This window comes from Pseudomonas sp. F8002 (assembly GCF_013385495.1).
Lineage (GTDB): Bacteria > Pseudomonadota > Gammaproteobacteria > Pseudomonadales > Pseudomonadaceae > Aquipseudomonas.
This window is the reverse complement of sequence record NZ_JACAPW010000001.1, coordinates 420998-438015: the sequence shown is the minus strand read 5'-3', so window position 1 is coordinate 438015 and position 17018 is coordinate 420998. Positions and strand designations below refer to the sequence as shown.

At 61.2% G+C, this 17018-nt stretch carries 23 protein-coding genes; all 23 read right to left on the bottom strand.

Features of this window, described 5'->3' with window-relative positions:
• Positions 1–8: 8 nt before the first annotated feature.
• The 23 genes from HX811_RS02000 to HX811_RS01895 all read right to left on the bottom strand — a co-directional run bounded on the left by HX811_RS02000 (position 9) and on the right by HX811_RS01895 (position 17014).
• Entirely contained in the window at positions 9–1046 is a 1038-nt protein-coding gene (locus HX811_RS02000) for a phage baseplate assembly protein (RefSeq protein WP_177044516.1), read from the bottom strand.
• 3 nt (positions 1047–1049) lie between these two features.
• Positions 1050–2288 (bottom strand): DNA circularization protein, encoded by a 1239-nt coding sequence (locus tag HX811_RS01995; RefSeq protein ID WP_177044514.1) that lies wholly within the window; start codon positions 2286–2288, stop codon positions 1050–1052.
• Positions 2275–3891, bottom strand: coding sequence for a hypothetical protein (locus HX811_RS01990; protein WP_177044513.1), 1617 nt, complete (start codon positions 3889–3891; stop codon positions 2275–2277). Before HX811_RS01990 ends, HX811_RS01995 begins: the two co-directional genes overlap by 14 nt.
• Positions 3891–4016 (bottom strand): hypothetical protein, encoded by a 126-nt coding sequence (locus HX811_RS31895; protein WP_010170085.1) that lies wholly within the window; start codon positions 4014–4016, stop codon positions 3891–3893. The genes HX811_RS01990 and HX811_RS31895 overlap by 1 nt, the downstream gene beginning before the upstream one ends.
• A gap of 5 nt (positions 4017–4021) precedes the next feature.
• A complete protein-coding gene (locus HX811_RS01985; RefSeq protein ID WP_102369827.1) occupies positions 4022–4318 on the bottom strand; it encodes a phage tail assembly protein in 297 nt (98 codons plus the stop codon).
• On the bottom strand, positions 4315–4662 hold the full coding sequence (locus tag HX811_RS01980) for a phage tail tube protein (RefSeq protein WP_177044512.1): 348 nt from the start codon (positions 4660–4662) through the stop codon (positions 4315–4317). Before HX811_RS01980 ends, HX811_RS01985 begins: the two co-directional genes overlap by 4 nt.
• A gap of 64 nt (positions 4663–4726) precedes the next feature.
• Positions 4727–6223, bottom strand: a complete 1497-nt coding sequence (locus tag HX811_RS01975) for a phage tail sheath subtilisin-like domain-containing protein (protein ID WP_177044511.1) — start codon at positions 6221–6223, stop codon at positions 4727–4729.
• The gene (locus HX811_RS01970) at positions 6223–6405 is read right to left on the bottom strand and encodes a DUF2635 domain-containing protein (RefSeq protein ID WP_087695298.1); all 183 of its coding nucleotides are present in this window, start codon (positions 6403–6405) and stop codon (positions 6223–6225) included. Before HX811_RS01970 ends, HX811_RS01975 begins: the two co-directional genes overlap by 1 nt.
• The gene (locus HX811_RS01965) at positions 6402–6992 is read right to left on the bottom strand and encodes a hypothetical protein (RefSeq protein WP_177044510.1); all 591 of its coding nucleotides are present in this window, start codon (positions 6990–6992) and stop codon (positions 6402–6404) included. The genes HX811_RS01970 and HX811_RS01965 overlap by 4 nt, the downstream gene beginning before the upstream one ends.
• Before the next feature lie 64 nt (positions 6993–7056).
• On the bottom strand, positions 7057–8064 hold the full coding sequence (locus HX811_RS01960) for a phage late control D family protein (RefSeq protein ID WP_177009847.1): 1008 nt from the start codon (positions 8062–8064) through the stop codon (positions 7057–7059).
• 9 nt (positions 8065–8073) lie between these two features.
• A complete protein-coding gene (locus HX811_RS01955) occupies positions 8074–8286 on the bottom strand; it encodes a tail protein X (RefSeq protein WP_003208655.1) in 213 nt (70 codons plus the stop codon).
• Positions 8279–8662 carry a phage tail protein gene (locus HX811_RS01950; protein WP_003208656.1) on the bottom strand — a complete coding sequence of 128 codons (384 nt, stop codon included), beginning with the start codon at positions 8660–8662 and terminating at the stop codon, positions 8279–8281. Before HX811_RS01950 ends, HX811_RS01955 begins: the two co-directional genes overlap by 8 nt.
• Complete coding sequence (locus HX811_RS01945; protein WP_177044509.1) at positions 8662–10860, bottom strand: phage tail tape measure protein; 2199 nt, start codon at positions 10858–10860, stop codon at positions 8662–8664. The genes HX811_RS01950 and HX811_RS01945 overlap by 1 nt, the downstream gene beginning before the upstream one ends.
• Positions 10861–10987: 127 nt before the next feature.
• Positions 10988–11569: a phage tail assembly protein gene (locus HX811_RS01940; RefSeq protein ID WP_003208660.1), complete on the bottom strand. Its 582-nt coding sequence runs from the start codon at positions 11567–11569 to the stop codon at positions 10988–10990.
• Between the two features lie 51 nt (positions 11570–11620).
• Complete coding sequence (locus HX811_RS01935; protein WP_003208662.1) at positions 11621–12127, bottom strand: phage major tail tube protein; 507 nt, start codon at positions 12125–12127, stop codon at positions 11621–11623.
• Complete coding sequence (locus HX811_RS01930) at positions 12127–13293, bottom strand: tail protein (protein ID WP_010170109.1); 1167 nt, start codon at positions 13291–13293, stop codon at positions 12127–12129. The genes HX811_RS01935 and HX811_RS01930 overlap by 1 nt, the downstream gene beginning before the upstream one ends.
• A 2-nt stretch (positions 13294–13295) precedes the next feature.
• Positions 13296–13469, bottom strand: a complete 174-nt coding sequence (locus HX811_RS01925; protein WP_003208665.1) for a hypothetical protein — start codon at positions 13467–13469, stop codon at positions 13296–13298.
• A gap of 88 nt (positions 13470–13557) precedes the next feature.
• Entirely contained in the window at positions 13558–13818 is a 261-nt protein-coding gene (locus HX811_RS01920; RefSeq protein WP_043225896.1) for a tail fiber assembly protein, read from the bottom strand.
• On the bottom strand, positions 13818–14435 hold the full coding sequence (locus tag HX811_RS01915) for a hypothetical protein (protein ID WP_177044508.1): 618 nt from the start codon (positions 14433–14435) through the stop codon (positions 13818–13820). The genes HX811_RS01920 and HX811_RS01915 overlap by 1 nt, the downstream gene beginning before the upstream one ends.
• An 80-nt stretch (positions 14436–14515) precedes the next feature.
• The gene (locus tag HX811_RS01910; protein ID WP_003208670.1) at positions 14516–15058 is read right to left on the bottom strand and encodes a hypothetical protein; all 543 of its coding nucleotides are present in this window, start codon (positions 15056–15058) and stop codon (positions 14516–14518) included.
• Positions 15055–15693, bottom strand: coding sequence for a phage tail protein I (locus HX811_RS01905; RefSeq protein ID WP_177044507.1), 639 nt, complete (start codon positions 15691–15693; stop codon positions 15055–15057). The genes HX811_RS01910 and HX811_RS01905 overlap by 4 nt, the downstream gene beginning before the upstream one ends.
• On the bottom strand, positions 15690–16685 hold the full coding sequence (locus HX811_RS01900; RefSeq protein WP_177044505.1) for a baseplate J/gp47 family protein: 996 nt from the start codon (positions 16683–16685) through the stop codon (positions 15690–15692). The genes HX811_RS01905 and HX811_RS01900 overlap by 4 nt, the downstream gene beginning before the upstream one ends.
• On the bottom strand, positions 16682–17014 hold the full coding sequence (locus tag HX811_RS01895; RefSeq protein WP_003208675.1) for a phage baseplate protein: 333 nt from the start codon (positions 17012–17014) through the stop codon (positions 16682–16684). Before HX811_RS01895 ends, HX811_RS01900 begins: the two co-directional genes overlap by 4 nt.
• Between the last annotated feature and the right edge of the window lie 4 nt (positions 17015–17018).

Here is a 17018-nt window from a genome sequence, read left to right as displayed (position 1 = left end):
CTTGGTGGTTAAGCGGATGGCAACGGATTGGCATCAAAGGTGGACGGCGGCGCCACCTGTAGCGTGGTGATCGAACCTTGGTCGGAGAGCGACCAGGTGACCTTGGAGATCAGCATGTCCTGGTCAAAGCCCAGCACCGGATCGATCACCCGCACCAACAGGTTGTGGCGCCACAAATCGCCGTTGGACTGCCGCCAGCCTTGCACGGTGTAGGTGGTGGTCAGGGCTTTTCCGGTACGGGTGGCGCGTTCCCAGTCGGCGCGTTGCTGGGCCAGCTCGGGGGTCAACTGCGTCGGTTCGCTGATCACCGTGACGCGTTTTCGCGTGGCTTTTTCATCCCGGGAAATCCCTGAAACCTCACTGACCGCCGCTGCGTTTTTTTGATCATCGCCCTTGTGCTGGCCGATGACGCGGTACTCGGAAAATACCGAGCTGAAGTCCATCGGTGCGTTAGCCGAAAGGATGTTCTGGCCCAGCTCCAGGCTGTCATTCGCACGCCCTGCACTACCGGGCGATGCCAATACCAGGCGCCCATCCGCATCGTCGGTGGAGAACACCCGATACAACGTCAGCAAGCGGTCGATGGATTGAAATACCGTCTCCCCGGGCACGATGCTGTGGGTATGCAGGCGCGCGGTTTCGGCAATCTCGCTGTGCACCTCCACGTCATAGGCGGCCGTCAGCGCCCGGACGATGCTCAGCACACTTTGCCCGCGCCACTGGCCGGGCTGGTTTATCGCTGCGCAGTCCACCAGGTCCTGGGTCACTGAGCCGCCCTGAATACTCAGGCTGATCTGTCGGCCGTCGTAACTGATGGGCGCCTTGAACACAAAGCCGGTGAGCACCAGGTCGCAACCGATGCGTACCTGGCAACGGGCGCCGGGCTTGATCGGCGCCGCCAGGGTTTGCCCGGGCCATTGCCAGGTGATGTTGAGGGTGAAGGTGCGAAATTGACGCTCCAGGTCGGCGCTGATTTCCACGCTTTTCCAGCCGCCATAGTCCAGGCCGTCCACGGTCAGGGTGACGGCATTGTCCAACTCGTTCATGGGTTACTCCCTGACCACTTGCAGATCCGCCGGTGGCAGGAAGCCCGGATGGGCCACCCGATTGCGCTGCACCACCTCGCCCACTCGCGTCGCGTCACCGAAACGCTGATAGGCCAACAGCAAGGCGGGCATGCTGCGCATCGGCGTCAGATTGACCAGCCGGACACCGGACGAAGCCACTGCCGTCAGATGCGCGAACATCTGTTGGCGCAGGTCGTTCAGCGCAACATAGTGCCCGGCGTCGGCCTTCAATGCGGCTTGCCACATGGCTTCGTTCAGAAGGTCACGCAGCACCAGCACATCGTCGGCCACCGGCACTTCGCGGCGCTGCACCGGCTGTGCCGCCTGTTGCGCCAGGGATGGCGTGGTACTGAGCGTCACCGCTTTTGTCGCCACCGGTACGTCCGCCAGCCAATGGGCGATCTTCACCCACAACGCATCCTGTACCAGGTTGGCAGTGGCTTGCACCGCCGCCACGCTGTCCTTGCCGGTGGTCAGCTTCGGCACGTCGATAGTGCGAGCCGCTTCCACCTGCTGCGAGAGGTTGGCCAACATGCCGCGATAGCCGCTGCGGGCAAATGCCTTCAACTCCTTCACATCACCGAGCAAGCCCTTGAACTCGGCGCTCAATTCCTTGGGCACTTCCTTGATGGCTTTGACCAAGGCATTCAGGTCGCCATACAACTGAATCAGTGGGGCAAACTGCTGCTCAATTACCTGGTAAACCTCTGCCAGGCCATTGCGCAACGCCTGGATGCCCACCCGCGCCTGCTTCACCAGTGCGACGGCCTGCTCAAAGCGCAGCACCGCCGAACCCAGCAAACTGTCGGCCGACACCAGCAACAGCTGGCGGGTATTGACCGCCGTAGTGGGAAACTTCAAAGGTTCGTCGGGATAGAACTTCAGGGCAAAGGTCACCAGCCCGCCGTCCTGGCGGGTTTGGGTCATCTCGCATTCGCCGACCTTGACCTGCAACCGTCCAAGCCACGGGTGCACCAGCTCGCCGGCCCCCTCCTCCAGGGCCTTGAGCAACTTGTCGCGTTGCTCCAGGCAATCCTCGCCCACTACAAATGCCGTCAGCTCATGCACCCTGGACTGTTGGCCCAGCCCTTCAAAAAAAGGCAGGTCGCGCTGAGGGTATTCGTGCAACTGGCCCTTCTTGCCGACCGGGACTTTCGCCTGGTCAACCCAAAACCCGACGCCACGAAACGACGCCGGCAACAAACGATCACGCCAGCTCATTGGAGCCTCCAAGGGACAGGGAACGGTAGCCGACACGTGGGGTGACGCTCAGGCCGGGCTGGTTGGTTCTGGGCTGGTCGACCCGCAGGCCGGCCGGTGCATTGTCGAAGCTCACCCGCAAATCGCCGTTGAGCTGCGTGCGGTTGTTGGCAGCGGTTTGTTGCAGCAGCGAACTGGAGCTGGACGCCAGCGGTGATACCAAGCCAGGACCCTTGCGGAACCAGGATGGGTTACGCGCGCTTTCGGCATTACGTTCCTGTTGCTCGGTGGTCAACTCCAGCACACTGCCGGTCGCCTGGTTGATCACTTCACCCAGCCCACCGTTGAACAGCTTGCGAATCGGTGCGGTGATCACCGCAAGCTTCTCCGACAGCGCGGTGAACCAACTCAGCACCGGTGCCCACATGGCTTCAAGTTGCTCCATCGGATGCCAGTCGTCGAACAGGCCACTCAACACTACAAAGGCGTCCTGGGCCTGCAACTTGATATCGCCCCAGATCGAGGCGAATGCACCGCTGACGCTACCCCAGACGGCAGAAACCTTGTCCAGGGGCGACCAATCGAAGTAACTGCTGACGATGGTAAAAGCCGCCAGCGCGGTGAGTTTGAAGTCACTCCAGATCGCCGCAAACATCTCACTGATCACGCCCCAGTTGGCAATGATTTGCCCTTGGGGTGACCAACTGAACAGGCTTTTCATGAACTCGACCACCGGCACACTCAGTGCCTTGAGCAAGTCCCAGAGGGCCGCAAAAAAGCCGCTCAACGGCGTCCAGTTGTTGACGATCAAACCCATTGGCGACCAGGAAAACAGTGTGGTGAAAAAGCCGACCAAGGGCTGCGCCATCACCTTCAGCGACGTCCACAACCCGGCAAAAAAGCCTGTGATCGGCCCCCACAAGCGCATCACCTGTTCCAGCGGACGAAACGCAAAGACCGTCTGGAAAAAATCGCCCAAGGTTCCAATCGCCGCCATCACCCGTTCGCCGAGCCCGACAAAAAATGCCGAAATCGGCTTCCAGTTGGCAACGATCAAGCCTGCCGCCACGGCAATGCCTACAGCCACCAAAACTATCGGATTGGCGCTGAGCACCAGCTGCATCAAGCCCAGTGCCTGAGACACGCCGGTGACGGCCGCCTGCATCGCGGTAAACGCTACTGCGCCGGCAGCCAGGCCCTGCACCAGTTGCGGATTTTCGGTGAGCACCTGGGCCACCGTCGTCAGCAACGGCTCCAACCCGACCACCACCGCCGTGACGGCCGGCAACAGTGCAGTACCAAACGCCACCGACACCTTGTCCAGCGACGCGTTGAAATCCTTCAGCCCTTGCGCCGCCGTTTCGGTAACGCCCTGCCCCACGGCGGCATTGACCTCGCCGACCTCAGCCTTGAACGCCAACGCCGATTTAATGCCGCTGACAAACGGCGCCGCCAGCCCGCCGCCCTTCACCAAACCGGCGATATCCAGCTTGCCGAGACCGGTCTGTTCCAGTTTCTGCCTGAAGCGCCCGACCATGGCCTGCAGCGCAGCAAGCTTGGGCGACAGCTGGTCGATGCCGGTCAGGCGCACGGCGGTACTTTCTACTTTCTGAGCTTCTGCCATCACTGCACCTGCTGCATCGCATTGATCCGTTGCGCATGCTCCAGGGATTCCCGGAGCGTATCCAAAGGCCTGGCCAGCATCTGTTCGGGATCAACCTTCCAGAACCAGGCCAGGTCATAGGCCACCGCAATCAGCTCGGCGACGGAGCCTGCGCCGCACTCATGAAAAAACCGGCGACGGCCCAGCTCAGCGCGTTGAAGTCCATCAGGTCGAGCTGGTTGACCGACGACGGCGGGATACCCGCGCACACGGCGATGTACTTGGCGGCGACGTCAAGGTCCAGACTCACGTCTTCGCCCTTGTCGATCTTGTACGGCAGCGCCTTGATTGCCCGCACCTCCTGCACCGTCGGGCGGCGCAGGGTGAGTTCGGTCAATGACTCGCCGTGGGCCTCGATGGCCGCTTGCAGCTTCACCGTATCGGTCATTGCCAGGTCCCCTTGATGCCTTCGAATTTCAGCTCGATCACCGCGTCATCGCCCTTGGCCACCGGCTCTTCCACCAGGTAGGCGCCGGCCAGCACGTAGACCTTGCCGTTGTTGAATTCGCAGGTGACGGTCATGTCGGTGCCGACGATCAGTTGCTTCAATGGAAAGTCCGGCGTGTGCAGCGCGGTAACTTTGAAAGACGGGGTGATGTCGGTTTCCTTATAGAAACCCGGCACCACGGTTTCCCGCTTGACGGCCATCAACGGTGCTTCGCAGCCGCCGTTGATGGTCAGTTGAGCGCCGTCCACTTTGACGTAGCAGGTGCCCGCAATCAGTTGACCCATGATGTTTCTCCCAAAAATAAGCCCGCACTCGGCGGGCTGGAATCAGTTGCGAAAAGCGCGGGGTCTACACCGCCGCGTCGTACTGCAAACGGAACTGGTTGAGCAGCGCGAACACCCGCAGCCCGTTGACGTAATCCGGCGGGAACAGCACGTTGACCCGGCTCGGGTCCTGGCTGTCACGCTCGACGATCAGGTGCTCGGCGAACAGCTCGGCGTTCTCCACATGGCCTTCCAGTTCGAGCTTGGCGTACTGGGCAATCAGCTCACCGCGGATGGTGCTCGGGGTGACGATCGGCTGGCCGGCGCCAAAGCGCGTGCCGTCGGCGGCGAGTTTGTGGCGCCCGTACTTGCTGGTGATCACGCTCTGCAGGCGGCGCACGATAAAGGCCGACTGGTGCAGGGTTTCGCTGTCCAGATAGGAATTGTCCGCCTGGCCGAACGCGTTCTTCTGGTAAGTGGTGATCGCCCGCTGAATGCGCACGTAACCGCCTTCGTAGTAAGCGGTGGCGATGCCGTAGTTGAGCAGCGATTGGCGCTCGGTCAGAGTGAAGCGCTCGCTCGCGTCGGCCGGATCGAGGCCCGGCAAGCTGCCGCTTTGGGTCGGACGACTGGCATCGGCAGAGATGAACACCGCCGTGCGTGCAGCCAATGCTGCGGCCTGGACCCAGAACGGTTGCGGCACGCCCGGCTCCATGGCCTGGATGGTCACGTGCTGGTCATTTCGCCCTTGCCCGGCCGCCACCAGGGTGCCGATAGTGCCGCGCTTGGCGGTGTAGACGTGGCCGAACAGTTGCTTGGCCCACGACCAACGACCGCTGTTGTCATCCATCACCGCTTGCCAGGCGTTGAGGCTGGTGGTGTCGGCCCAGGGCATGCAGATGAACTCGAACGGCTCGTCGCCCAGCGCAGCCAATGCCGCGAGCTGGTCCGGCACACCGGCGCCCGCCGCCATTTTTCCGAGCACGGCGGTCAGGCCGTCGGGGGTTTGTTCGCCGTTGCTCTGGCCCAGGCGGTTGAGCTGCAGGCTGATGTCGTTGCCACTCTCACCGGTCCACTTGGCGGTCAGGGTGACGGTGCCATCGGCGGCTACCGCATTGACCGGCAGGTCGGCACTGGCGTTGATTTTCAGCGCCAGGGCGGTGGCAGCCACGGCAGCCGTCGCACCATTGATCACGGTCGCTTGAACCCGGGTGCCGCCGACGTACAGGCTGAGAATGCCACCCTGGGTCGCGGCGCCGGTCAGCTTGAGCTCGGCCTTGGCCGCGCTGCCTTCGGTGCTGTGCAGCGGCAGGCACCAGATTTCGCCCACAGGGTCACTCTTGCGGAACGTCTCGTACATCGATGCCAGCATCGAACCCTGGCCACCGATACGTTTGGCCATGGCCTCGCTCGACACCAGCACCAGGCTGCCGATTTCCGGGCTGGTGACGTTGTCGTTGACCTGGGCCACGATCAATCGGCGCAAGGCGGACGACGCACTATTGGCTGCCGAATTGTCCATCTCGGCGTAGAACAGCGGCACACGAATGTCCGCCGGAATATGACTGAATCCGATCGCCATTACTTGGCTCCCTGTGTTTTTGCCGCCTTGACGGCTTTGGTTGTGATGTCGCCATCGGCCAGACGTCGACGCCACCAGGCGTTGTCCGGGACTTCGCGGCCTTCGGCGGGCAACAGATCGCCCGCCTCCGGGTCAGGTACGGCACGGCCGGAAACCGGCAGTACGGTGATGCGTTTGCTCATGGTTTTACCTCGGCAGAAAACGTCATTTCCAGGCGCCCGTCGGGGCCTGGGCGTTGCAGGTTGGGGTCGGCTGGGTCAATGGCATCGACCCGCACCGTCACCCCGTTGAAGGACGGCAAAGCGTCCAGTTCAAGCTCGAGCCAGGTTTCCGCCGGCTGCGTGCTGAGGTTGCGTCCCAACTGGCTCTCGAGAAAAAACCGCAGCCGGTACAACCCGCGAACCTTGCTGAGCAACAGCCATTCGCCAGCGTCGTACTGGATGGGCTCGTAGAACCCCTCGGGCCTGTAGCCCACCAGCGCCCGCCAGACCTCGGCGCGCAAGGCATGCAGCTGGTCCATCGCCTGGGCTTGCTGGCCCTCCGGCAAATCCAGCACCAGCACCACGCCAAAATGTTCGCGCAGGGGTTGGCGACTGCTGTTTTGCGCAGCGTTAGGGCTGGCCTTGTCACTGATCGGCGTCACGACCGCCTGGGGTGAGTCGAGCACTGGCAGGTTTTGCAGCGCGTCGAGGTCGAGGCCGGCGTGGATGTGTTGGTTGAACGATGGGCAGTGATCCCGAAGATGACTGACCAGAGGGGTTATCTTCATGGCATCTCACCAGGCAATAAAAAACCCGCCGAAGCGGGTGGGTGGAAGGAACCGATCGAGCACGTCATTGCGGTGACGACAATCCGTTCGCCTTGATCGTGCATCGGTAGCTTTCCTTGCGTTTGCCGACGGCCGTCAGCGTGTCGATGGACCAGCGCCCCTGCATGAAGCCGGGCCAGGTTTCATCCAGTACCAGCAGCCCTTCGGCCTGGAACGCCGGGTTGCCGGGGCATATCACATTGATCTGCAGGCCTTCACGGCTAACCCGGCGCATCTCGCCTTCGGCCGCCGTCCTGGCTTCGTCTTCGCTCTGGTAGCGCTGGGCAAGGACCTTGAACGGCGCACCGCCCACCTCCACCTCACGTTTCTTGCAGGTAGCGACATCCCACCAGGACGCCTTGGCTCCTTCGAATTTGGCCCGGCTGGTCTCGGTAAAACTGGCGCTGATAAACGCGCGGTCGCCCGGACGGTTATCACGGGTGACCGACAGCCGCACTTCTTGCAGCGGCTTGCCCGACAGCGAGGTGATCTGGCCTTTACGGCCCAGCACATACAGCTCGTCGACAGGCTTGGCCACCGCATCAAAACGCTTGGCAAGCCGGGTCAGGAAGCTCATGTCGCTTTCGTTGGTCTGGTCGATGTGAGCGATCTTTTCAGCGTCCAGATCCGGCGCGACCCTGGGTGAGAATCCATATCGTATGGTCAGTTGGCGGAACAGTGCGCCCAGGGTGGTCGGCCCATGGCTGGCTGTGCGGCGCTGTTTGAATTCGTCCTGGTCGAACGGCGCCGCCGTGGCCACCAGCACCAGGCGCAGGGGGAACAGGTACGGGGTGCGCTGGGTAATCTTGAAGAGCCCCTTGTCCTCCAGGCCGGTCTCCAGGTAACCGACCCGCAGGCCGATCCTCCCACCCAGGCTGGGCAATCCCTCAAGCCCTTCGATGTCGAGGGTCAGCTTGAGCTGGTCGGAGACGAAGCCTGCGGCATCGGTGTGTTCCCACTCCAGTAATCGCTCGTTGAGCAGCGCGGCATTGGTCCCGTAAATTTCCACCGCCGGTGTGAATCCAAGTGCCATGGTTCCTCCTTAATCCCAAACCGAAACCGGTTTTTTTGCGGCGGGCCGCGCGTCCAGCTCCGGTACGATTACACCGATGCCGGCCGGCAATACCGCCCCGTGTTCCGCGAGGTCCGGGTTGAGATGCCACAGTGCTTCCTCGGCAGCGTCGTCGCTGCGACCCAGTTCGCGGTAGAGCAGCAGGTTGACGGAGTCACCGGCAATACTTCGGACTCTACGCATTGACGAATTCCTCCAGTATCAACGTCCAATTGATCAGCATGGCGGTGCCGTCGTCGATCACGTTGGCTTGTTTCTCGTCCACCGATTTGATCGTCCACAGCCCCCAGTTACGGCCAATCCCGTCCACCAACGGCAGCGGTGTACGCAAGGCCTGCAAGTCGCGCAGTTCGTCGAGCCTGGCCATGCCGATGCCACGCGCCGCCTTGCCGGCAAAGGTCAATGTTTCGAGGGCCTGGCCGGTCTGGCTGGACTTGGGTTTGCCGGCAATGATGTCCAGCGCGACCCAGCCACCGCTACTGTTACGGTCGAGGGTCGCGTAGGCAAACCCGCGCGACAGCCCGAAAATAAAGCTGCCCAACACCATTTGTTGTCGCATTAAACCGCTCCATCGGTGAGTGCCGCGTCGCGTCGCGTCGCCAGCAGGTTGTCCATCGACAGCGGCGTAAACTGCGCCTCGATCTGTTGCACGACGAGCGCCGCCAGCGCCTGGTAACTGGTCTGCTCGGGTGCGGTAATGTTGATCTGCGGGGCGAAGTTGATTTGCCGGTTGTCTGTTTGAGCGTTGGGAAGGCTTTGGCTGACCTGTTCGGGTGGCGGGAGACGGTCGTCGCTGCTCATGACTTTCTCGCCCAGGCTCGCCCCGACGTCGCTGCCGACGAACGTGCCGACGACGCCGCCCACCACCTTACCGATTGCACCGCCGGCAAAGCCGCCGATCACACCGCCCAACACTGTGCCGGCGCCCGGAATAATCGAACCCAGCGCCGCCCCGGCGAGCGTGCCAACGGCTCGCCCAATGGCCAGCCCTGCAACCTCGCCGGCCACACCACCCGCGACGCCACCGCCTATCGACCCCACACTGGCGCCAACGGACTCTTTCAGGGTGCCATTGCTCGCGCCCTTGATGAGATTGATACCCGCGTCTGCCACCACCAACGCCAACGAACCGCGCTTCGCGATTCGGCTGGCTCTGTTGGTTTTCGTGGGCGCATCAGGGCCTGAGTTTTTGCCTGGCGTGCGCTCGCCCTGGCGTGTGTCGTTGCCTTGTGACTTCCCTTTGCTGCCGGACGGGTCGGACTTGTTGCCACCGGCATCGCGGGGCGCGTCACCCTCGCCCAGGACTTTCCCGGCGACCTTGTCGAAGACTTTGTCCACGACAGTGCCGCCGAGCTTCTTCGCCAGCGGCACCATCACCACCGCGGCCAATGTGAGGGCGGCCGTGGCTTTGGGCAGCGATTCAGCCAGCCAGCCCAAGCCATTGACCACCGAGGTCAGCACCGTCAGTGCGCCGTTTTTCAGGGGTGCAATCGCCGTATCGGAAGCTGTCTCCAGGCGGGTGGTACTGGCCTGGAAGGCTTGTTCATGAGCTTGCGTGGAGTCTGCCCGCCCGGTCGCCGAACGCATGACCGAGCCCTGGTCTCCCAGGACCGAAGTCGCGTAAGTCGACTTGTCGGCCACCGCCGTAAAGGCCTGCTTCAGCGTTTCGATCACCGGCACCAGGCTCAGAATCGAGCGGTTACCGTCGAACAACTGCGTGGCCAGTGCCGCCTGCCTTTCCTGGGGCTGCGCCTTGAGCGCCTCGAGGACCGTCAGCACTGTTTGCGGTGCGTCCTGCTTCATGCCTGCCGCAAGCACCTTCGGGTCAAGCTTGAGCTCTGCCCAGGCAGCACGCTGCCCCTCGGAGGCACCGTCACCCTTGGCCAGCGCGGCGCCGACTTTTTCCACCGCAAGCCCGGCAGACGCCCGGTTGTTACCAACCGTCAGCAACGCCGCCGAAAACGCCGCTACCTGCTCGGGGCTCATGCCCGACGTTCTCGCGGCAGTGCTCTGGCGCACAATCGAACCAATATCCACCGCATCGGCCTTGAGCGAAGCGTGGGAACCCAGCACGTTGGTGGCGTCAGCCAGATCCAGCGCCTGCGGGCGATCCAGCTTCATCGACCCACGCCAGCCGCCCATCATCTCGCCGGCCGTCTTGATATCGGTCTGAAAGGCCGCGGCGATGAGCGCGCTATCGCGGGCGAACTGCAGCAAATCAGCCTGGCGAGTTTCAAGGTCCTTGCCTACGCCGGACCGGGCCCCCACCTGCTCCACCCTTGCCAGGTCGACAGCATCTGCGCCACTTGCGGCAACCATCGGGTCGGACGCCAAGGCCAGGTTGGCTTCGCGCAGTTGTGTGCGCTCATACCCGGCAAACCCCACCACTTCATGCAGGTCGGTCATCGCCGTGTCCAGCGCCTGCGAGGGTTTGACGGTATCGGATGAGGCGCCGCCCGTGCTATTGCCCTTGCCGGTTTTCAGGGCACCCATCACATCGAGCAATGAGCCGTTGAACCTCTCCAGCGTGTCGATGAGCCGGGTCTGCCCCGTGACCAGTTGCGTCAGTTGCGCACCGACATTCGCCAGTTCCTGGCCCGGCACGTCCTCGGGTACGGCATCAAGCAAGGACGGGCCGGCAAGCATCGGCGCAATCGGCTGGATGCTGGCGCCTGCCGCGGCCGTTTCAAGCGAGCCGTAAATCGCCTCGCCGTCCCTGGCGATGAGCGACCTCAATCCAAATTTACTGTCTGCCATCCGCTCTACTCCTGTTTGACGCCAAGGCGAGTGATCGCGATGTCGTAGCGGCGCAATGCTTTTCCGGCGTCCCAGTCCAGGATTTCCGCTTCATTTACCGAGTAAATGAGCGGCACGATGTCGAGAATTACTTCGATGTCGCGCTCCGAAAGAAGTCCGCCGGTTTGTTTAAAAAATCGTCGATACGCCCCTGCAGTTCGGTCCAGTCGGGCACGCTGAGGTCGGCGAGATCCGGGATCATCAGGCCGGTGCAGTGGGCAGTGATGAACTCGGCGCGCTCTTTGTTGGTGGCGAGTTTTTTCATCGCCTTGGTGGCGCGCAGGGCGGGCATTTCCAGGATCAGGCTGGTGAGACGGCGGCCGCCGGTGTCAAGGGGCAACAGCAGCGAGACGTGCTCACTGGTCGCCGATTCGCGGGGCTGCTCGTCGGCGTCGAGGAAGTACGAGGCAGGCCGGGTCGACATGTCGTGCACGTACTGGGCGATGCTCACATAGTCCGGACGCTTGAGTTGGTCGAGTTCTTTTTCCGACAGGCCGGTGGCGAGTTTGGCCAGTTCGAAGAACTGATCGTCCTCGTCATCACCGGCCCGGGCCAGCGCGTCTTTTTGCGCGGCGTAGAACAACGGCTTGAGTTGAATCTGCTCGATCAGCGCGCCGGTATCAGCGGTGATCGGCGACAGCAGGATGTGCAGCGGAGGCATCCAGGCCATGAATCAATTCCTTGGTGAAGTATGGGAGCGGGAAAACCCGCTCCCGGGGGCTTAAGGCATCAGTACCGCGCGGCGGGCATCGCCGAGGATGTCGACGCCGTTGAGCACAAACTTCTGGGTACGCACGTCGATGTCGATCACCGGGATGCCGTTTTCCAGGCGGTTGTAGGTGCGGCAGGAGAACTCCAGGGTGATGGCGGGTTTATCGCCCATCTTCAGGGTTGTCTCGGTCAGGGTTTTCAGCTTGCCGCCGATGGTGTGGTAGGTGAAGTAAGTCTTGCCGTCCTGGTCCTGGCCGGCTTCACGCACGTTCAGCAAAATGTCATCGCCCAGGCGCACCCCCAGGGCAAGCATGATTTCCGGACCCGCACCTTGCAGCTCCAATGTGGCGTTGAGCACTTTGGCGCTCTTGGCCATTTCTTCGGCGATGAAACGTCCGCCGGTCATCTGTTCCATGTCGAAGTCGATCTTCGGCGGTGCGAACGAGGTGACCGTCGCCGACAACGGCAGGCCTTGAAGGGTGGCCGCCATGGCCTGTCTGATTCGGTTGGTAAACATTAGAGAACGTCCTCCAGGAACTGCTCGATGATTTCATCGCGGGCGTTGAGTTGATAAATCATGTGTTCGTTCGGCGCGTAGCGGCCGTAGTCGATGACGATGAACCAGGTGCCGTTCTTGTATTTCTCGACACTGTTCAATTCCGGGTGCAGGTACACGCTGCCGCCGGGAATGGTCTCGTCGGCCACCAGGGTTTGCAGCCAGTCGTTGATGCGCTTGACCTCCTGGTCCATGAACGACTTGGTGAGGTTCTTGGCCATGGCTTTCTGGCCGGCCTTGACCAGCTTGCGGCTGATCGCATCTTCCAGGCCCACGTAGCTGATGAACTTGCCGGTGATGGAGCGGTTACCCAGCAGCGAGAAACCGCCGAGGATGGTGCGGGCGTAGTAGCTCACGCCGTAGCGGTTGAGCAGGTCGCCTTCGGTGGAGGTGTCGAGGATGTTGTACTCAACCACGCGGGACACGTCTTCGGCGAAGGTCACCTGATTGCCCGGGCTTTCCCACTGCTTGACCTTGGCCAGCGCGGCGATGGCCAGGGACGACGGCGCCAGGAACACGTTTTTCTTCGCGGCCTTGGAGTACACCGACGGCATGTTGTGCACCAGCAGGCAACGGTCGAAACCGAGATCGGCACCGCCCAGTTCGCCGCTGTAGGTCACCTGGTCGGCGACGGTTGCGTCCTTGCCGTCCAGCACCACACGGGCCTTGATGCGCTTGCCGAAGGAGGCGAATTCGCCGGCCACGGCCTTGGTGCCGGTGAAGCCCGGGGCGCCGATGATGGTCAGGTCTTCGGGGACGCTGGCCAGGGCGGCGAGGCCCAGTTTGCGGCCGGTGACCGGCTCTTCACCGCCGATTACGTTATTGAGGGTGTCGGCCGGGGTGGTGCCCTCGTCGACGATCACTACGTAGACCGGCACCTTGACCACTTTGAGGATCTGGTACACGGCGTGGAACAGCGTGCCGGTTTCAGCGCCGGTGGGGTCCAGCAGCGCCTGGGTGGTGAAGCTGTTGATGCGGAACGGGGCATTTTTCGGAATCGACGCATGGGCGTTGGGGGCAGTGCCCACCAGGCCGATGACGTTATCGCCCAGGCCACCCATGGCCTCGGGGGATTCGGTGGCGTTCACGGTGATGCCGTTGTGTTCGAAGTTCAAAACCTCAGCCATGATCAGTCAGCCTTCTTCGGGGTGGAGTTGAGGACGCTGGTCAGTTCCAGGCGGCCAGCGGTGCGCAGGGCGGATGCTTCGACGTCCAGCAGTTCCAGTTCCTCGCCGGCGGTAGACCAGTGGCCGTTGCCGGTGGGGAATGGAATGAGGACGGTGTAGGTTTGGCGGTTAAACATGAGTGGAATTCTCCGGGTGGAAAACGCCAAAGCCCCTGCGAGAGGGGCTTTGGCGGGCGAAAAAAAACCGCTTTCGCGGTGGCTATCGTTATTTAAGGAAACCAGGCTTTTCTGGCCATACAACAGTGAAAGGATCGCCTACATCTTGCGGGACATCCCGCAACAGTTTGCGGTAAGCAGCGACTTCCGCACGCTGAACTTCACTCAGAGGGCTGTCCTGGACTTGGGTATGGTCTGTTTCTCGCAAAAGTTGATCGCGACGGACGCGAATGGAGGACCATTCCAAACATTCAAGACCTTCTTTGCTGGGAATATGAGATGGCGCTAGCGTAATAAGTGCTTCAGTCATTAGAAAATCACCGTAGGGGAAAGGGAAAGTTTCGACTTGATCTCACCAACTTTGATCGCGCGATAGCCACCAACCTGCATAGTGTCAATTCGCAAGGACGTCACATATACATTGGGAACTTTAATACGGCAGATTGCATTACCAGCCGTATCAGCATAAATAGCGGGTGCAAACTTCCCAAAGCAAGATTGATTTATGACCGCACGCTGAGGTGCATACACGTACCCAGCAAATGTCTCGTCCAACACCAACGAACTGCCGTAACTATAACCACGAATATTGAGCCAGAACATCTGGTCATCCGTATTGATGGAGAATGGCAACTTGAAGTGGACATAAACCTCCATCGAGGAGCCAAGATCCGTCGCTGTGATCCCCCCGGAAGCACCGACGTTATAAGGCGCTCCCGTCCCCCAAATCAGCCCTTGGAAGACGCTCATCAACAATGTCCCTGGGGCACCGGGCTCTCCGACAACGTCCTTAAGTGCACGAAACTGATCAAATTCCGCACGGGCTTGATCCATTCGTTTATCAATATCGCCAATCTTGCCATTTACGGCGGTGGTCAGGTTATTGGAGGCCTGAACCAAGTTGGCTATCTGCGTTTCCGTACTCAAAATAGAAGCTCCTTTACTTTGTCATTCTCAGACCACTCAGTACCGGCAATTAGCCATAACTAAAGAGGCCAGCCCAATATCTAGTTCGCAACCCTAGCATCTTCCAACTTCATAACACGAAACAAAACCCCCAGATGACGAGCCATATTATCAATATTGGCTGTAGCCACAGCGGCCAGTTCTTCTGCAATTAAAATATTAAGATTTTCCATACCCACTACTACCGTGACACTATCGACCGGCAGTGGTGTTAGGTCCAGCGTGAACTTCTGCAATACACGGGCCGCGGCCGCTTTGTAGGTGAGCAGTTTCCCGGCAACAGAATAAACTGCCAGCAAGGTCCCGCTAGCCAGGTAAAACCCAAACTCTCCAATCTCATACTCAGCCTCGCCATCAAACAGCGCGGCCATTCTGAGTTGTTGATTACCGAGGTCTTCGTAATCGGCAATTGCTACCCGCTGGCGTTCATCCCGCAAGGCAATCTCACTGCCGTCGGGGTTATAACGGCCAGTCCCGGCGCCTATATGGGTAATTTCACCTTTCAAACCCTGGTTTTTTGCCTGCAACACTTCACCCAAACCTTTGGAGGTGAAGCGCACCAGGCGCGTAATATCTTCTGTCATGGCTGCGCCCTGAGGTCGTAATCGTTAATGGTGTAGTACCGGGCGACCCCGGTGCTGTGAAGTCGGGCGCCAAGCACGAGTACAGGCAGCGCCCCCGCAAGAGAAAGCTCGCTGTCGCAAAGTGCAGCATGAGCAACACCGCTCAGCGCCAGCCCACCAGCCGTCTCGTGCACGATGGTGATGGTGGCCAGGTCCCGCTCGCTCTTGGCCGCGTTGATGCGGCGGATCAAACGGTTGTGATCGCCACTGGACCAACTGCGACCGATGATTGCCTGCACATCAAAGGTGTAAGGCAGACCGGTTGGCCGCTGTTGATACCAGGCACTGATATTGGGGGTGAATCCCAGGGATTCGACGGCGTAGCTCAGCGCCTTGGGCGTACCGGCCTGACGCTGGATTTGCCAGGACAAGGCCACGGTGAGGCGTTTCTCCGACTCGCTGGCAGCGGCGTCCCATTCACTGACGCCGCGATCAGCGGCAAGGTAGGGAAGGAATTCAGCCGGCGTCTGCAGCGGATTCATCAAGGCGGGAAAGGGTGGCGTCACCCGATCGAGCAATTGCCCGAAACCCAGGTCCAGCGCCTTCTCCAACGGCGAACTGTTGGCGGGCAGCAAGCTGCCTTTTGGCTCGTTCATAGCGTGCGCACCTCCACCTCGACACCCGTGCAATACGGAGCCTGGAACGCGGTGGTGACGATCGGCTCCAGCGGTTCAAGGATTTGCAGTTGTGCAGCTCCCGCCGAGTGGATGGCGTAGTCGATCCAGCTCGGGTCCACCCGCCCTTCCAGGCGATGGCAGGACTCTGCATAGTCTTGCAGCAGTTTCTGGGCGGCGACTTGAGTGAGCCCGGAATCCGGGCCCGCGTTGATCTTGGCCACCACGCGGATTTTGTAGCGCAGGATCTGAGCCGCCTGCACCGTGACGAGATCCGTTTCCGGTCGCACATCAGGCCGGGCGAAATGCCGGCGTACACCGTCGAGCAAATCAGCAGAAGGTGTGCCATCCCCGTCTCGGGACAGGACCGTGACCATCACTTCGCCGGGCGCGGTTCGACGGCCATTACCATCCTTGACCCGTGCCGCGTAGCCGTCCGGGTCGAAGGTATAAGTGACCGTCACCACACCCGGCGTAGCACTTTGCACTTTCACCGATGGACGCTCACCGAGGGTGAAAACCTCCCGGCGATACTGCATCCGCGAACCCGCCGCCGGAGCGTGAGGCGCGAGGTAATAACGCAACCGGGCGTCATCGTCGCTCTCCAATGTTGGCGGTACCGGCGGGAAAGCCGCCGGGTCACCAGGGTCGAGCACCTGGCGCTGCAGGCCCATGTCGGCCAGGCGCGCATCGAGGTTGCTGCCGGTGGCCCACCACGCCAGCATCTGCTTGATGCGGGCGTTGTATTTGCGCTCATGGGTTTGCAGGCGAACGCAAAAAGCTTCCAGCGCCAACGTCAGCAACTCGCTCTCGTTCTCCAGGCTGACCTTCAGCTTGGCGGCATTTTCTGGTGCACGAGTGGCGACGTAATCGACGACAAACGCCTTGAACTCCGCCAGCAACGGTTCGAACTCATCGACGGCAATGATCGCTGGCTCAGCCAGCTGGTTCTGGCCGGGTATCAGCATGCTCATGTCACCACCTCAAAGGATTGTTTGCGGTTTTTCCAGGTGCCGGCGAAGCGCAGCAACAGGCCGGCGCCCTGGCGGTTGGCGACGATGACTTGCGGCTCGAAGTCGGCGATGCCGTTCTGCGGGTTGTAGAACGCCTGGGCGGCATGGCTCTGGGCGAGAATCAGCAGGTCATCGCCGAGGTTTTGCCCGAGCAGTTGCGGGATCATCGAGCCGTACAGCGGACGCTTCTGGCGAGTGCCCAAGGGCGTGGTCAGCGCTCGGGTAGCGCGCTGCACAAATTGCAGCCAGTCATCGACCGCCGCACCGGTGTTTCTATCGATTCCGATCATGGGA

Bases quoted from the DNA above. Each gene is read 5' to 3' on its own strand.
- HX811_RS02000 (WP_177044516.1), bottom strand. From the start codon at position 1,046: ATGAACGAGTTGGACAATGCCGTCACCCTGACCGTGGACGGCCTGGAC.
- HX811_RS01995 (WP_177044514.1), bottom strand. From the start codon at position 2,288: ATGAGCTGGCGTGATCGTTTGTTGCCGGCGTCGTTTCGTGGCGTCGGG.
- HX811_RS01990 (WP_177044513.1), bottom strand. From the start codon at position 3,891: ATGGCAGAAGCTCAGAAAGTAGAAAGTACCGCCGTGCGCCTGACCGGC.
- HX811_RS01985 (WP_102369827.1), bottom strand. From the start codon at position 4,318: ATGACCGATACGGTGAAGCTGCAAGCGGCCATCGAGGCCCACGGCGAG.
- HX811_RS01980 (WP_177044512.1), bottom strand. From the start codon at position 4,662: ATGGGTCAACTGATTGCGGGCACCTGCTACGTCAAAGTGGACGGCGCT.
- HX811_RS01975 (WP_177044511.1), bottom strand. From the start codon at position 6,223: ATGGCGATCGGATTCAGTCATATTCCGGCGGACATTCGTGTGCCGCTG.
- HX811_RS01970 (WP_087695298.1), bottom strand. From the start codon at position 6,405: ATGAGCAAACGCATCACCGTACTGCCGGTTTCCGGCCGTGCCGTACCT.
- HX811_RS01965 (WP_177044510.1), bottom strand. From the start codon at position 6,992: ATGAAGATAACCCCTCTGGTCAGTCATCTTCGGGATCACTGCCCATCG.
- HX811_RS01960 (WP_177009847.1), bottom strand. From the start codon at position 8,064: ATGGCACTTGGATTCACACCGGCGGTGGAAATTTACGGGACCAATGCC.
- HX811_RS01955 (WP_003208655.1), bottom strand. From the start codon at position 8,286: ATGCGTAGAGTCCGAAGTATTGCCGGTGACTCCGTCAACCTGCTGCTC.
- HX811_RS01950 (WP_003208656.1), bottom strand. From the start codon at position 8,662: ATGCGACAACAAATGGTGTTGGGCAGCTTTATTTTCGGGCTGTCGCGC.
- HX811_RS01945 (WP_177044509.1), bottom strand. From the start codon at position 10,860: ATGGCAGACAGTAAATTTGGATTGAGGTCGCTCATCGCCAGGGACGGC.
- HX811_RS01940 (WP_003208660.1), bottom strand. From the start codon at position 11,569: ATGGCCTGGATGCCTCCGCTGCACATCCTGCTGTCGCCGATCACCGCT.
- HX811_RS01935 (WP_003208662.1), bottom strand. From the start codon at position 12,127: ATGTTTACCAACCGAATCAGACAGGCCATGGCGGCCACCCTTCAAGGC.
- HX811_RS01930 (WP_010170109.1), bottom strand. From the start codon at position 13,293: ATGGCTGAGGTTTTGAACTTCGAACACAACGGCATCACCGTGAACGCC.
- HX811_RS01925 (WP_003208665.1), bottom strand. From the start codon at position 13,469: ATGTTTAACCGCCAAACCTACACCGTCCTCATTCCATTCCCCACCGGC.
- HX811_RS01920 (WP_043225896.1), bottom strand. From the start codon at position 13,818: ATGACTGAAGCACTTATTACGCTAGCGCCATCTCATATTCCCAGCAAA.
- HX811_RS01910 (WP_003208670.1), bottom strand. From the start codon at position 15,058: ATGACAGAAGATATTACGCGCCTGGTGCGCTTCACCTCCAAAGGTTTG.
- HX811_RS01905 (WP_177044507.1), bottom strand. From the start codon at position 15,693: ATGAACGAGCCAAAAGGCAGCTTGCTGCCCGCCAACAGTTCGCCGTTG.
- HX811_RS01900 (WP_177044505.1), bottom strand. From the start codon at position 16,685: ATGAGCATGCTGATACCCGGCCAGAACCAGCTGGCTGAGCCAGCGATC.
- HX811_RS01895 (WP_003208675.1), bottom strand. From the start codon at position 17,014: ATGATCGGAATCGATAGAAACACCGGTGCGGCGGTCGATGACTGGCTG.